The following is a 14,392-nucleotide window of genomic DNA, read 5'->3' as shown; positions in this document are numbered from 1 at the left end:
ACCAGGGTGCCGCTGCCGGCCGCGGCGGCGCCGCGGGCCACCGGGTGGGCCTCGACCGCGACCGGGCGACCCTCGAGCGCCGCCCGGGCGGCCCGCGCCAGGTCGCCGGCCGACGCGTAGCGGTCGTCGGGCAGCTTGGCCATCCCGCGGGCGATCACCTCGTCGAACGGCGCCAGATCGGCCCGCTGCGCGCCGATCCGCGGCGGATCGGCGTTGACGTGCGCGTAGAGCTTGGCGACGGTGGTGCCGTCGAAGGCCGGCTCGCCGGTGAGGGCGACGACCAGCATCGCCGCCAGCGAGTAGAGGTCGGCGCGGGCGTCGACCGTGCCGCCCTCGATCTGCTCCGGCGCCATGTAGTCGACGGTCCCGAGCACCAGGCCGGTGCGGGTCAGCTCGTGGCTGCCGTCCAGCTCCTTGGTCAGGCCGAAGTCGGCCAGCAGCACCCGGCCGGCCTCGGGCTCCGGAGTCCCCGGAGCGCTCGAGACGGCGGCGGCCGGGTCCTCGAGCAGGACGTTGGCGGGCTTGACGTCGCGATGGACGATCCCGTTCGCGTGGGCGTGGTCGAGGGCCGCGGCGACCTGCTCGACGATCGACACGGCGACCTCGGGCGCGACCCGGCCGCCGGCGCGCCGCAGCCGCTGGCGCAGGTCCTCGCCGGCGACGTAGCGCATCGCCAGCCAGAGGCCGGACGGCCCGCTGCCCGCGTCGTAGACGGCGACCACGTTGGGGTGATCGAGCCGGGCGGCCAGCCGCGCCTCGCGCTCGAACCGCTCGCGGAACGACGGATCGCCGGCCAGCTCCAGCGACAGCAGCTTGAGCGCGACGCGACGGCCGAGGGTCGTGTGCTCGGCCAGGAAGACCGCGCCCATGCCGCCGGTCCCGAGCCGTCGCTCGATCCGGTAGTCGTCGATCTGATCGCCAGGTTCAGGCACTGCGTCACCGCCCGCCACGCCGGCGGGAGCGCCCTCCGCGGGCCCGCCGCGCACGCACACGCCGGTGGGAGGACCCCTTCAGTGTGCCGTAGTGCCGCCGACGCCGGTACCGTGCGCCCGTGCCCGCCGGTGCTGACACGCCCCTGGTCAGCTTCTGCGTCGTCGGGACCAACGGCGCGGAGGTCCTTCCCGCCTGCCTCGACGCGATCGCGCGCGAGCAGCGGCTGCTGGACCGTCCGACCGAGGTCCTCGTGCTCGACAACGCGTCGACCGACGACAGCGTCGCGATCGCCCGCGCGCACCCGGTCGGGGCGACGGTGATCGCGCTCCGCCGGCGCGAGGGCAAGGCGGCCAACGACAGCCAGCTGCTGGACACCGCCCGCGGCCGCTACGCGCTGCTGCTGAACGAGGACAGCGAGCTGCGGCCCGGGGCGACGAAGGAGCTGCTCGACGCCCTCGAGCGCGATCCCCAGGCGGCCTGCGCCGGCGCGGCGCTGCTGCGCCCCGACGGTCGCGAGCAGCCCTCGGCCTGGCGGTTCCCCGGCTTCGGCACCACGCTCGCCCAGGCATGCCTGCTGCACAAGCCGCTGGTCGTGCAGTCCGGTCGCCGCACGGGCGGCGACGCCGGCGGCACCCGCAAGGTCGACTGGTGCCAGTCGGCCTGCCTGCTGGTGCGGGTCAGCGCCTCGGCGACGATCGGCCACCTCGATCCCGAGTACTTCGTCTACGGCGACGAGGTCGACCTGCAGCGGCGCCTGGCCGACAACGGCTGGCACACGCTCCACGTCCCGGCCGCGCGCTGCGTCCACCACGAGGGCCTGTCGACCGGCACCGGCGCCCGGCGGCGGATCGTCGAGCTGCACCGCAACCAGGAGCGCTACCTGGTCGCCCATCACGGCCACGCCGTCGCCCTGCTCTGCCGGCCGTTCGCCGCCTGGCCCTACCTGCTGCGGGCGCTGGCGGCGATCGTCCTGCCGGGACACTCGCCCCGGCGCTACTGGTGGCACGTGCGGGCGACCCTCGCGCCGAACCGCGGCGAGGGCATCCGCGAGGCGGCCGAGGCCTTCAACGCCCAGCTGGAGCCGCCGGCGGCGTCCGGCGGCGCGGCCGCCTGACGGCGCCGGACCGCTCGGCCGCGTCGCCGGCCGCGCTCGAGCCCGTCGCCGGCGTCCTACTCGTCGAAGAGGACGTCGACCACGTTCGAGGAGAACTCGTCGGTCGCGTCGTCGATGTCGAGGTAGAGCCGCTTGCCGTACAGCGTGGTCGTGGCGTAGATCCGCCGGGCGGCGTCGGTCCAGACGCCGATCCTGCCCTCGGGAACCGTCGCCCCGGGAGCGGCCAGCGGCTCGATCCCCAGCGCGGCGGCCAGCTCGGCGGTCGCCGGGAGCGGGCGCTTCGCCTCGTCGCCGGTGGCCGCGAAGACGACCAGCATCAGCGACCGCGCCGCTGCGACGCGCGCCACCTGCCGGCCGCCGGCCTTGGTGAACGCCACCGTCGCGAGCGTGAAGCGCGAGGTCGAGTTGCGCCGCTCGCGCCACGCCATGCCGACGCTGCAGTACGCGGCATCCCGCGGGACGGCGAGCCGCAGCCCCGGGCCGAGCGGACCGTCCGTCCCGCTCGTGAACGGCTCCAGGTCACCGGCCGCGTCGGCGTAGCGGCACTGCAGGGACATCCTCCCGTGCCGGTACTTGCGGGCCGCGCGCGGCGTCAGCCGGATCCAGCGGCTGCCGCGGGCGCGGACCACGCGAACGGCCGACTGGTCGGACCCGAGCAGCCGCGGGTCGCGCGGGTCGAGCTTCGACGGCGGGGCGTCGGCGGCGCGCAGCAGGGCGGGCGCGTCGGCGACCTGCTCCCACGGCGCGGCCGACGCCGCCGCGGGCGCGGCGACGACGACGGCGAGCGGCAGGACGGCCGCGAGGCGGCGGATCAACGGCACTTGGGGGACCTCCGAGGGTGGTGACGACCACCGCGGCACGCGGCAGCGGAGAGACGGCAGTGTCCCACCCGGGCGCGGCCGGAGGCCGGACGCCTCAGCCGGTCGTCGAGTCCGGCAGCTTGCGGCCGACCGGGCCGACGTAGACGCCGCGCGGCAGGTCGTTGTCCGGCGTCGGACCGGGGTGGAACGCGCAGTAGATCCGGGCGCAGCGCTGGGCCCCCGCGCCGTTGGCGACCCGTACGTGCTCGGCCACGCGGAGGGTGTCCCCGTCGTGGCTGAAGTGGTAGTCGTTGGGGTGGATCCCGTACCAGACCTCGCCGACCCCGGAGCGCCAGTCCAGGCCCAGGTCCTGGGCCAGCTGACCGACCGGCTGGCCGATCCCCTCGGGCCGCAGGTACGCCTCGGCGACCTTGTCGAGGGTGACCAGGTCCTTGAGGATCATGTCCGGGCGCCAGAACGGGCTGTCGGCGGCGGTCTCGAAGGCCCGCTCGGTGAAGACCAGGTGGCTGCAGCGCTTGGCGGCGACGTGGACCGCCTCGGCGACCGACTCGACCTCCGGCAGCGGCTCCTCGCCGTCCTCGCCGTCGACGATCTCGTCGCCGGTCTCGTGCTGGAGCCGGGCGACGTCGCGGCGGGCCGCCTCGAGCGCGACCTCGAGCCGCTCGTGCTCGGCGTGGGCGTCCAGCAGCAGCGCCTCGCGCTCGGCCAGCCGCGCGCGCAGCTCGACGACGTCGCCGTCGGTCGAGGCCGGGACGGCGGGGGCCGCCGCCTCGTCCTCGAGCTTGTCGGCCAGCTCCTCGCCGTGCGCGCGGACCTTCGACAGCTCGGCGCGGACGCTCTCCAGCTCCGCCTCGGCCTTGTCCAGCCGGCCGCGCAGCTGCTGGGACTCGGCCACCCGCTCCTCGGCCCGCCGCTCGTGGCGGCCGGCCTGCGTCTGGGCCTGCTCGGTCCGGCGCTGCGCCTGCTCCAGCTCCTTCTCGGCCCGCACCGCGCGGCGGTCGAGCGTCACCAGCGCCTCGCGGCAGATGCCGAGCAGGCGCTTGTCGACCTCGGCGATCCGCCGCTCCTGGTCGACGTCGGCCCGCAGCAGCTTCAGCTCCTGCTCGGGCTCGAGCTCGGGCAGCTCCTGGGCGCCGGGCTCGATCCCCAGCTCGCCCTCTACTTCACGGACGGCGGTGACCGCGTCGTCCTCGGCCTCGAGCGCGTCGACGAAGGCTTGAACCGCGGGGACCGATGAGCGCTCGACCGAGATCGCCAGCGACATCCCGATCTGCTCGCGGAGGATCCGGTCGATCTCCGGGCGGCCGATGCGGTCGAAGACGACCTCGGCGCGGGCCGCCGACGCGGGCTCCGGTCGCTTGTGGGTCGGGGACCCTGGACGCTTGGCCTTGTTGCGTTTCTTCGTGCTCATGGGGGTACCGCCACGGTAGCGCAGGAAGCTTCCGGCTTCCTGAGGAACCCATCGGCGGCGGATACGGCGTACCTGAGTCGCGCTGGACGAACGGCCTGGCGGGCGACTGGCCGTCCGCGACCCCGCTCAGGGCGACGGAGCGCGGCGCGCGCGGCGGGCGGCGATCGCTCGGCGCAGCACCGCGACCTCGGCCGGGCGGACGGCGCCGACGGCCACCAGCAGCGGCGGGATCACGGCGCAGGCGGCGATCCGCAGCAGCCAGCCCGCGGCGCCGTCGGCCGGCAGCAGCTGGTCGCCGGCGACGGCGACCACCGCCAGCAGCGCGACCGCGGCCGCCAGCGGGCCGCGCTCGAACGGCACCCGCAGCAGCAGCCGCGTCCGCAGGTGCGCGACCGCCAGCGCGACGACGTAGGCCGCGACCAGCGCGATCGCGGCACCGGTCGCGTCGAGCGAGGGCACCAGCAGCGCCAGCGCCGCGACGTTGACCGCCAGCCCCAGCAGCGCGGCCGGCAGCGTGCGACCGGTCGCGTGGGCGCGGCCGGCGATCGAGGTGAAGACCCAGGTCAGGCCCCACAGCGCCCAGCCGAGCGCCAGCCACGGCAGCGCGTCGGCGACCGCCACGTGCTCGGCGGGCGAGAACTCGCTGCCCAGCAGCAGGTCGCTGATCTGGTGGCGCATCAGCGCCAGCGCGGCCACCACCCAGCCGAGCGCGACGACGTAGGCGCGGACGACCTGCGCGTAGGCCCGTGGCGCCGCGTCGTCGTCGAGGTCGTAGGCGAGCGGCGGCCAGGCCGCCTGGAACGCCCGCGCGACCACGATCACCAGCGTCGCCAGCTTGACGGCGCCGGAGTAGACGCCGGCGCTGTCCGCGCCGGAGGCCTGCAGCAGCCACTGGCGATCGACGAAGCTGAGCGCGAAGACCGCCATCTCGGGCAGGACGGTCGGCAGGCCGAAGCGCAGCAGCGGTCCGATCGGCGTCGCCGAGCCGTCGCGGCCGCCGGCCAGCAGCCGCCGCTGCGACCACCAGACGCCCACCAGCACGACCGCCGACGCCAGGTAGTTGCCGAGCAGGTAGCCGGAGGGCCCCTGCTCGAGCGCGACGACCAGCACGATCGTGGTGGCCACCGTCAGGGCGACGTTGGTCAGCGACGCGAGCAGGTAGGTCCGCCGCGCCTCCTGGGCCCGCAGCAGGGCGTTGGCGACCTCGAGGTTGGTGAACGCCCAGACCCCGAGGGCCGCGGCGCGAACGGTGCTGACCGCATTGCCGGCGTCGCTGTCGAGCACGACGTCGGCGATCGGCTTGGCCGCCAGCAGCACGAGCAGCGCCAGCGCCGTCGAGCCCGCGAGCACCACCGCGACCACCCGCCGCGCCAGCCGCGAGCGGCGGGCCCGGTCGCGATCGAGGAACCAGTGGCGCAGCAGCGCCTCCTGGAGCCCGACCCGCAGGACGATCGACGCCAGGATGATCCAGGTCAGCAGGATCTCGGCCCAGCCGAGCTCGCCCGCGCTCAGGTGCGAGGTGTAGAGCGGCAGGGTGACGAGCGCCAGCACGCCCGCGGCGATGCCCGACGCCTGGTAGGCCAGGCCCGACGCGACCAGCCGGCGGAGGGGGTGCGGCGCCATCGCGCGGGGATCCTACGGCGCGAGCCGGTCCACGCCGGGCGATCGCCTGCGGATCCCGCCGCCGATCGGACGCCACCACCGGCGGCGCGCGATCGGCGATGATCGGCCGATGCTGCTGCAGCGCGCGATCCTCGACGCGATCGTCCGGGGCGAGGTCAGCGTCCAGTTCCGGCGCTGGACGCGGCCTTCGGTCAAGGTCGGGACCGTGCTGCGGACCGCCGTCGGCGAGCTCGAGGTCGAGTCGCTGCGGACGGTCGCGCTGGAGCGGATCACCAAGGCCGACGCCCGCCGGGCCGGGACCACGGTCGAGGACCTCCAGGGCTGGCTGAGCCGCCGCGAGGGCACCGTCTACCGGATCGGGCTGCGCTACCTGCAGCCGGACCGGCGGGTGGCGCTGCGCGAGGACGACGCGCTCGACGACGCGGCGGTCCGCGAGCTCGCCGCGCGGCTGGACGGGATCGACGCGCGCAGCAAGCGCGGACCGTGGACCCGCGAGGTCCTGCGGCTGATCGAGGCGCGGCCCGCCGAGCTGGCGGCCGAGCTGGCCGCGTCGCTCGGCCGCGAGAAGCTGCCCTTCAAGGCCGACGTCCGGCGGCTGAAGGAGCTGGGCCTGACGGAGAGCCTGGAGATCGGCTACCGGCTGTCGCCTCGCGGCCGGGCGTTCCTGGAGCGGGAGCCTGCCGTCGGCGGACCGCCCTCGCCCATCGCGTAGCCTCGCCTGCCGTGACGGACCTGCGCCCGACCTGCGTCCTGCTGCTGCCCCGCCCGCTGGAGCAGTTCATCCTCCGCGAGCAGGCGGAGGACCTGCTGCGGGGCGGCGACGTGATCGCGCTCGACCCGCCGCGGCTGGGCTACGGCGGCGCCCTGCGGCTGCCCGAGCCCGCGGCCGACGCGCTCTCCCGGCGCCAGGCCGCCACGTTCCACGCGAAGCTGCGGGCCGACGGCCGCGACCCGCGCGTGATCGTCTTCTTCCACGCCCTCCAGGAGCCGGTCGCCGCCCAGCTGCGAGCGCGCACCGGGGCCGAGCTCTGGTACTGGCGCTGGGATCGCTACGAGGAGGCCGGCGACGCCGGCGAGCAGCAGCGGGCGCGCCTGAGCCGCCTGCACCGGCGGGCGTCGGCGCTCTCGTCGCTGGTCGTCGCGTCGAGCGGGCGGCTGGCCGAGCTGGCGCGGGAGGACGGTCGCCCGACGGTCCTCAGCCCGCTGGCGGCCGACCGCTTCCCGGCGCCCGACCCGGTGCCGGGAGTGGTCGGGCTGTCGCTCGGGCACCTCGGGCGGCGGGTCGACTGGTCGCTGCTGCGCGCGGTCGGCGAGCGGATGCCCGAGCTGCAGCTGCTGCTCGTCGGGACCGTGCACGAGCAGGAGCAGGCCGACGATCCCGACTTCGCCTGGTGCCGCGGGCACGAGCCGTTCGCGTTCCTCGGCGCGCTGCCGGACCAGGCGGTCGCGCAGCTGCTGCGGCTGAGCGACGTCGGGGTGCTGCCGTTCCGCGCCGACCCGTTCAACGACGCCGGGCTGCCGTACCGGATCCTCAAGGCCGCGCGGCTCGGGCGGCGAACGGTCGTCCCCGACCTGGCCGGCGCCCGCACCTGGGAGCGCGCGATCATCGCCGCCCGCGACGCCGACGCGTTCGTCGCCGCGCTGCGCTCGCAGGCGGGCGTCCGCGAGGCGCCCGACGCGGCCCTGCGCGCGTGGGCGCTGGAGCAGACCGCCGAGCACCAGAACGCGCCGCTGCGGGAGCGGCTGCGGGAGCTCGGGCTCGACGCCGGGTGACGCTGGTCGGCGCTAGCCGCACCGAACCCAGGCGGTGAACGCTCCCCGCCGCGCCACCGCGCGGAAGCCGGGCGGCGCCGGCTGGGTGCTGCGAGGGACGCCGTCGGCGCGGCCGTAGCGCTTGGCGGCCTTGCCCTCGGCGACGGTGATCGCGACGCCGCCGCGGGTCACCCCGAGCCGCTGCGCCCGCGGGTCGCTGCGGGCCAGGACGCGGGTCCCGTCGACGTCGAGCTGGAGCCGGATCTCGGGCACCAGCCGGTAGGTGGGCAGCGAGATCGGACCGCAGCGGCGACCGGCCTCGACCCGCGGATCGTCGATCAGGGCGCGGACGTCGCGGCGGGTGTCGGCCAGGAACCGCAGCTCGCTCCCCAGCCGCGAGATCGCGTCGCGCTTGAGGGCGACGTAGCCGCCGACGCCGAGCACGACCCCCGCCACGACCAGCAGCGCCCACGGCCGCCGCCAGCGGTGCTCGACCGGCAGCGCCATCCAGCCGGTCGCCGCCAGCGCGGCCAGGACGGTGATCCCGACCACCGGCACCGTCAGGTAGCGCGGCAGCAGCGAGAGCCCGCCGACGCCCGCGGCCAGGAAGGTCGCGACGCCGCCGCCGAGCAGCGCCAGCACCACGACCGCGACGCGGCGCCCGACCCGCGCCAGGCCGATCCGGCTCCCGAGCAGCACGATCGCCAGGCCGACCAGCCCGGCGGCGGCGACCGGCGGCCGGGCCTGGCCGCCGAGCGCCGAGACCAGGACCCGCGGCGCCCGCAGGATCCCGCGATCGCGCCCCAGGTCCTCCGCCAGCTGGCTGGTCGCCGTCAGCGAGTGCAGCGGGTTGCCGGTCACCGCCAGGTCCATCGCCGCCCACAGCAGCGGCGCGGCCAGCACCAGCGCCAGGTGCGCGGCGCGGCCGTCGAGCGGGTCGTCGGCCGCGGCCCAGCGCCCGCGGGCGGTGCACCACAGCCAGTAGAGCCCCGCCAGGACCCACGCCTCGGGCCGCAGCAGGCCGGCCAGCGCCAGCAGCACGGCCGGCCGGCGCCAGGTCGGCGGTGCGACGCGTCCGACGTCGCCGTCGGCGGCCGTCCGCCGGCCGACGTCGAAGGTCGGCTGCTGCGGCCGCTGGCGCGCGTCGGCCAGGATCAGCGCCCCAGCCCAGGCGACCAGGGCCAGGAACGGCACGTCGAGGTAGCCGCGAGCGGCCAGCAGCAGGAACGCGAAGCTGCTGAGGGTCAGGGCGCCCGCCACCAGGCCGGTCGCGAGGCCGGTCCGCGCGCGCCGCCCGTCGTCGGCGCCGGCGATCGCCTCGCCCAGGACCCGGCCGATCCGGACGGTGGCGGCGGCGAGGAAGGCCAGCGAGAGCGCGCTGACCAGGACCAGGACCCGGTCGCCGCCGTCGCCGAAGATCGCGACCACGGGGACGCCGAGCGCGAGCCAGGCGGGATGCGGGGTCGACGCGGCGTAGGCCTCGAAGCCCGGGGCGTGGCCGGCCAGCAGCTCCCGCGCCCAGACCAGGTCGAGGACGCTGTCGTAGTTGCCGGCGGTCGGCGCGACGGCCCAGACGACGACCGCGATCACGATCCCGACGGCGGCGACGACCCACTCGGCGGCCGGCCAGAGCACCGGCCCGGGCAGCAGCGACCCGTCGTCCTCGGGTCCCGTCGCGCCGTCCGCGGACGCGCGGGAGGAGGAGCGGGCGGCCGACACCTGGCCCGGGCCGGGCGCGGGCGCGGCCCGTCGCGGGCGACGGCGCGATCGGCCGGTCACGACGCCGAAGCCGTCGCCGACAGGGAGCCGTCGGGTCGCGGCCGGCCGGAGCGGACGCCGGCGCCCGCGAGTCCGGCGCCGCCGGCCAGGGCTCCGCCCGCCGCCAGCAGCACCCACAGGACGGGGTCCTCGAGGAACGCCGCGTAGCCCATCGTGTGGGCGATCAGCGCGATCGCCATCGCCGCGATCCCGGCCCGCGCGACCGACCGGTCGGCGTCGCGCAGCAGCCGTCGGAGCACCAGCACGACCAGCAGCGCGTAGACCGCCAGGCCGACGATCCCCTGCTCGGCGGCGATCGTGATCGGGATCGTGTGCGAGGCGTCGACGGCCTTGCGCTCGCCGCTCCGCTCGGCCTTGCGGTAGGCGCGCGAGAACCCGCCGGAGCCGACGCCGAACGCCGGGTGGTCGGCGAACAGCCGGATCCCGCCGCCGGTCAGCGCCACCCGGCCGGACGTCGCCCCGTCGAGCTTGTCGTGGCTGAGCCCGTTCAGGCGCAGCGCGCCGGGCGCGGCCAGCACCAGCACCGCGCCGACGGCGACCACCGCCACCAGCGCCCCGAACGCCTTCCAGGCCCCGAACCGCATGCCGCCGAGGACGGCCAGCCCGACCAGCAGCGCGATGAAGCTCGTCTGCGAGTAGGTCAGGACCAGCGCCGCCCAGAGGATCGCCAGCACGACCCCGGTCACCCAGACGCCGCGACCGCGCCGCGACCACAGCATCCAGGCGGTCAGCCCGAGCATCACCATCACCAGGAAGCGGCCGTAGATGTTGGGGTCGAAGAACAGCGAGTTGACCCGGAAGGCGTCCTCGATCTGGTTCGACGCGATCACCTTCGGGTTCAGCAGGACCGTCTTGGTCGCGTACTCGTAGAACCCGATCGCGCCGAGCGCCAGCGCGACGGCGGTCGCGACGGCCAGGCAGCGGGCGGCCAGCTGCTCGGTCCAGCGGGTGGTCCGCAGCACGACGTAGAGCAGCGCGAACGGCACGTAGAAGAACGCGACCTGCTCGACCGCCTTGCCCTGGTCGCCCGACCACGCGCTCTGGACCGCGTAGAGGACGACGAACAGCAGCAGCAGGACGTCGGCGGCGACCGGGCGCGGGTCGACGGGCGGCCCGCCCGGCGCGTCGTCGACGCCGTCCTCGAACGGGATCCCGCCGCGCGCGGCGCGGGCGGGCGGGACCCCGGCCACCCGATCCCAGGCCCAGGCGAGCGCGGCGGCGCCGGTCACGAGGTAGAGCGGAACCAGCAGGTTGACCGGCTGGCCGCCCCCGACGTCGATCGGGATCCGGAACGGCAGCACCCCGGCCACCAGCAGCGGGACCCACCCCGGCCGCCGGCGCAGGAACGCGGCCGCGGCGACCAGCACCAGCACGCCGACGGCGGCGACCGCGATCAGCAGCAGGATCCCGCCGGGCCCGTCGCGCAGCTTGCGCATCGGCGCCGAGTCCCAGACGTCGGGCTGGGTCGCCAGCAGGATCGGGGCGCCGACCAGCGCGACGCCCATCGCTCCGGCGCGGGCGGCGGGGGCGCGCAGCAGCAGCGCCAGCGCGGCGGCGATCGTGACGGCGGTCAGCGCGAGAGTCGTCGCCATGTGCTGCTCATCAGCTCGGAGGTGTCGGCGTCGGTGCCCAGACGCTCGGGGAAGGTCGGCAGCCCGGTCCGGATCACCAGACCCTTGCCGATCCGCGCGCCGGCGATCACCAGCCGGTCGCGGTCGTCGACGGCGCTCGACTCGCGCCCGGCGCCGGCCGGCAGCTGCGCCGGCCAGCCGACCGGATAGCGGTCGAAGCGCCCGTCGGTACCGCGGAAGAGGCCAAGCGCGTCGCGGTCGATCTGCAGCGGCCCGGAGAGGCGGATCGCACCGCTGGACCGGAACCCGAACGCGTCGTCGTCGGTGAAGCGGCCCGGGTCGCGGAGCACGCCGTCGCGCAGGTCGACGGTGCGGTGCAGGCTGGCGGGATCGAGCACCGCGACCGTGCCGCCGTCGCGGACGAACCGCTGCAGCCGACCGGCGAGCCCGTCGCGGCCACCGGTCGTCCAGCGGTGCTCGCCGACGAGCAGCACGCCGCTGTGGCCGGCCAGCCGCGGCCGGGCCGGATCGATCGCGGTCCCCTTCGCCTCGGCCTCGGCGGCCGCGAGCGCCAGGTCGGTGGTCAGGTCGAAGCGCATCCCGTGGCGCGCCAGCCACTCCAGCACCGGCTGCTGGGTCTGGTCGAAGCCGCGCGGCATCCGGAACATCACGCGAGCGGCGCGGACCCGCGACGTGGCGCCCTGCTCGAGCGTGTTCGGCAGCCCGTCGCCGTCGTCGTCGACCGGGTTGCCGCCCTGCCAGCTGATCGCGGGCAGGACCACGAGGACCTTCTGCGGGCGCGCGTCGGTCGCGATCGCCGGCACCTCGATCCGCCGCAGGCCGTCGGCGGCGTCGACGCTGACCGCCAGGCGGTAGGCGGCCGCGCGCGCCGATCCGGTGCGCGGGCGCAGCAGCGGCTCGCGGCCGCTGCCGCGGGCGACGACCCGGCGGCCGTCGCCGACCCGCCGCAGGATCCAGTGGTAGCGGCGCCCGCGGGCGTCGACGAAGAAGGTCAGGCGGTGGTCGCCGCTGGTCGGGGCCGTGCTCGGCTGGACGGCGATGTCACGGATCGTAATCCCGCCGCGACCGCGCAGGCGCCCGTTCGGCTCCGGCTGCGGCAAGCCGTCGCGGCCACTCGCCGTCGGGCCGCAGCCGTCGTTGCCGGCCTGGTCGCGGACGCAGACCTGGATCGCGTACGAGCCGGCGGGCGCGGGCCGGCCGCTCTCGAGCGTGCCGTCCCAGCGGACGCGCCCCTCGATCGCCCGCGGCTGCCCGCCGATCAGCGTCCCGCCGGCGGCGTGGCGGGTGACGGTGACGTCGAGCGGGCGGATCACGGCCATCGGGCCGGGGGCGATCCGCACGACCCGCGCGGTCGGGTGCCAGCCGCGCAGGATCAGCTCCGCCTCGGCCGGGCGGCCGTCGGTCGACGGCAGGATCTCGGGGCCGCGGGCCGTCTGCGGCCCGATCCGCCGGACCTTCGGGCGCGGCGGCGTGGTGTCGAGCGTGAACGAGGTCGGGTTGACGACGCTGCGTCCCTCGTCGGGGAGCGTGATCTTGAGCTTGTAGCGGCCGTCGCGGGCGACCTGCCCGTCGTCGGTGCGCCCGTCCCAGGACAGGTGCAGGACCCGGTAGCGGCGCGCCAGCCGGTTGCGGACGATCATCCGCACGGTGCGCGTCTCGCTGTCGACGATCTCGACGGTGACCGGGGTCGTGCGATCGACCTTGAAGCGGATGTCGATCGTGTCCAGCCGGCCGTCGGGGACCTGGTTCGGGGAGAACGAGGTGATCTGCGGCGCGCGGCGCTTCACGTCGGGCGAGAGGAAGCGCACCCCCTGGATCACCGACGGCTCGTTCTTCAGCCGCTGGGCGACGAAGAACGCCGCGACCGTCCCGATGCCGAGCAGGACGAAGAGGATCCGGGCGGCGCGCGTCGGCGAGCTCACAGGACCTCGAGCTGGCCGTTGTCGATCTCGTCGTGCCCGGGCGCGCTGCCCCGCTCGTGCCGCAGCAGCAGCCGCAGCACGTTGCGGTGGCAGACCACCAGGGTGGCGCCGCCGTCGCGCCGCTCGTCGGCCGCGCGGACGTCCGCGATCGCGGCCAGGACGGCGTCGAGCTGGTGGGCGAACGTCTCGCCGCCGGGCGCCGCGTAGTCGAGGTCGAGCCGGCGGTAGGCGTCGTAGCCCTCGGGGTCCTCGGCGATCACCTCGGCGTAGGTCCGGCCGGTCCAGTCGCCGCAGTCGGTCTCGGCCAGGCGCGGGTCGACCTCGGGGGCCAGGCCGGTCGCGGCCGCGACGATCGCCGCGGTCTCCAGCGCCCGCGTCAGCGGGCTGGCGACGATCCGGTCGACGTCCCCGCGGGCGACGATCGCCTGCGAGAGCGCGAACCCCTGCGCCCGGCCGTGCTCGTCGAGCGGCACGGGCCGATGGCCCTGGAACCGTCCCTCGTCGTTGTAGGCGGTGCGACCGTGACGGGCGAGCAGGATCATGCGACGTCGAAGTGACTCAGGTCGGGGTTCGGCGTTGGGGGCGGCGCTCCTGCCGAGCGCCGCCGGGGACTACTGACCGCCGACGCCGGTGCCGCCGGAACCGGTGCCAGTCCCGGTCCCGGTGCCGGTGCCGGTCGTCCCTGGCGTCTGGGTGGTGCCGGAGGTGGCGTTGCCGGCCGACGAGCCGCTGCCGACGGCCCCGCCGGTCTGCCCCTGCGGCAGCTGCTGGTCGGAGGGGACCTGGCCCTGGCCGTTGCTCGGTGCCAGCTGGCGGCCGGGCCCGGCCGCCCAGTCGGCCCCGAGGACCACGACCACGTCCGCGTTGCCGCCGGCCGCCGCACGGATGTTGGCGTTCATCGGCTTCACCAACGCCGACCTCATCTTCAGGATCTTCGCGATCGCGAGCGCCGCCTCGCGGTTCCCGGACGTGTAGGCCACCGTCGACGTCGCCTGCGGGACGCTGGCGCCGTTCTCGCTGTACGTCGCGGCCGGCCCCATGTCGAAGCGACGGTTGTCCAGCAGGTCGCTGGCGCCCTTCGCCTTGCCGTTGAGCCCGGAGCCGTTGAGCACGACCACGCGCGTCGCGGCGGCGCTGTACTTCGGCGCCTTGCGAATGCTCGGCAGCGCCTGACGGTCCTTCTCGTTCGCCTTGTCGACCGGCGTCGTGCTGTCGCCGCCGATCACGCCGAACGCGAACAGCAGGCCGACGAGCACCAGGATCAGGACCAGGGCGACGCCGATGATGCTGCCGATCGAGCGGTTCGGGCCGCCGCCCTGGGCCTCGCGCTCGCGGGCGGTGCCCGCCTGGCCGGCGGCGGTCGCCGGGCGTGGGCTGGTCAGCGGGACGACGCGGGTCGGCTGGCCGGCGGCGCCGTTGCCGCCCGGCGGGGTCGGACGCGGCGG

Annotated in this window: 12 protein-coding genes; 3 read left to right on the top strand and 9 right to left on the bottom strand. The window is 76.2% G+C overall.

From position 1 onward, the window contains the following. Positions 1 to 932 (bottom strand): serine/threonine-protein kinase (locus PAI11_RS22265; RefSeq protein WP_138974489.1); only part of this gene is annotated, 932 nt, incomplete at its 3' end. Positions 933 to 1,051: 119 nt separating this feature from the next. On the opposite strand from PAI11_RS22265, the gene PAI11_RS22260 reads away from it, so the two are divergent. Next, positions 1,052 to 2,047 carry a glycosyltransferase gene (locus PAI11_RS22260; protein ID WP_007578947.1) on the top strand — a complete coding sequence of 332 codons (996 nt, stop codon included), beginning with the start codon at positions 1,052 to 1,054 and terminating at the stop codon, positions 2,045 to 2,047. A gap of 56 nt (positions 2,048 to 2,103) precedes the next feature. On the opposite strand, the gene PAI11_RS22255 is transcribed toward PAI11_RS22260, so the two are convergent. The 3 genes from PAI11_RS22255 to PAI11_RS22245 form a co-directional block, all read right to left on the bottom strand. After that, a complete protein-coding gene (locus tag PAI11_RS22255) occupies positions 2,104 to 2,868 on the bottom strand; it encodes a hypothetical protein (protein ID WP_007578945.1) in 765 nt (254 codons plus the stop codon). A 94-nt stretch (positions 2,869 to 2,962) separates the two neighbouring features. Continuing rightward, positions 2,963 to 4,279, bottom strand: a complete 1,317-nt coding sequence (locus PAI11_RS22250; protein WP_007578943.1) for a hypothetical protein — start codon at positions 4,277 to 4,279, stop codon at positions 2,963 to 2,965. Between the two features lie 126 nt (positions 4,280 to 4,405). After that, positions 4,406 to 5,902 carry a lipopolysaccharide biosynthesis protein gene (locus PAI11_RS22245; protein ID WP_007578941.1) on the bottom strand — a complete coding sequence of 499 codons (1,497 nt, stop codon included), beginning with the start codon at positions 5,900 to 5,902 and terminating at the stop codon, positions 4,406 to 4,408. A gap of 109 nt (positions 5,903 to 6,011) precedes the next feature. On the opposite strand from PAI11_RS22245, the gene PAI11_RS22240 reads away from it, so the two are divergent. Next, positions 6,012 to 6,614 (top strand): ASCH domain-containing protein, encoded by a 603-nt coding sequence (locus PAI11_RS22240; RefSeq protein WP_007578939.1) that lies wholly within the window; start codon positions 6,012 to 6,014, stop codon positions 6,612 to 6,614. A gap of 11 nt (positions 6,615 to 6,625) precedes the next feature. Further along, entirely contained in the window at positions 6,626 to 7,675 is a 1,050-nt protein-coding gene (locus PAI11_RS22235; protein WP_007578937.1) for a glycosyltransferase, read from the top strand. 12 nt (positions 7,676 to 7,687) lie between these two features. Here PAI11_RS22235 and PAI11_RS26600 read toward each other — a convergent pair whose 3' ends face one another. From PAI11_RS26600 to PAI11_RS22215, 5 genes are all read right to left on the bottom strand, one after another. Beyond that, on the bottom strand, positions 7,688 to 9,433 hold the full coding sequence (locus PAI11_RS26600; RefSeq protein ID WP_138974488.1) for a hypothetical protein: 1,746 nt from the start codon (positions 9,431 to 9,433) through the stop codon (positions 7,688 to 7,690). Further along, complete coding sequence (locus PAI11_RS25690) at positions 9,430 to 11,025, bottom strand: O-antigen ligase family protein (protein ID WP_007578935.1); 1,596 nt, start codon at positions 11,023 to 11,025, stop codon at positions 9,430 to 9,432. The genes PAI11_RS26600 and PAI11_RS25690 overlap by 4 nt, the downstream gene beginning before the upstream one ends. Continuing rightward, positions 11,004 to 12,947: a flagellar hook assembly protein FlgD gene (locus PAI11_RS26015; protein WP_007578934.1), complete on the bottom strand. Its 1,944-nt coding sequence runs from the start codon at positions 12,945 to 12,947 to the stop codon at positions 11,004 to 11,006. Before PAI11_RS26015 ends, PAI11_RS25690 begins: the two co-directional genes overlap by 22 nt. Then, positions 12,944 to 13,489: a histidine phosphatase family protein gene (locus PAI11_RS22220; RefSeq protein WP_007578933.1), complete on the bottom strand. Its 546-nt coding sequence runs from the start codon at positions 13,487 to 13,489 to the stop codon at positions 12,944 to 12,946. Before PAI11_RS22220 ends, PAI11_RS26015 begins: the two co-directional genes overlap by 4 nt. Positions 13,490 to 13,558: 69 nt before the next feature. Beyond that, positions 13,559 to 14,392 (bottom strand): LytR C-terminal domain-containing protein (locus PAI11_RS22215; protein WP_040601397.1); only part of this gene is annotated, 834 nt, incomplete at its 5' end.

The sequence above is a fragment of the Patulibacter medicamentivorans genome (assembly GCF_000240225.1).
GTDB classification, from domain to species: domain Bacteria; phylum Actinomycetota; class Thermoleophilia; order Solirubrobacterales; family Solirubrobacteraceae; genus Patulibacter; species Patulibacter medicamentivorans.
Note: the sequence above shows the minus strand (reverse complement) of the source record. Positions and strands in the feature narration are given on the sequence as shown.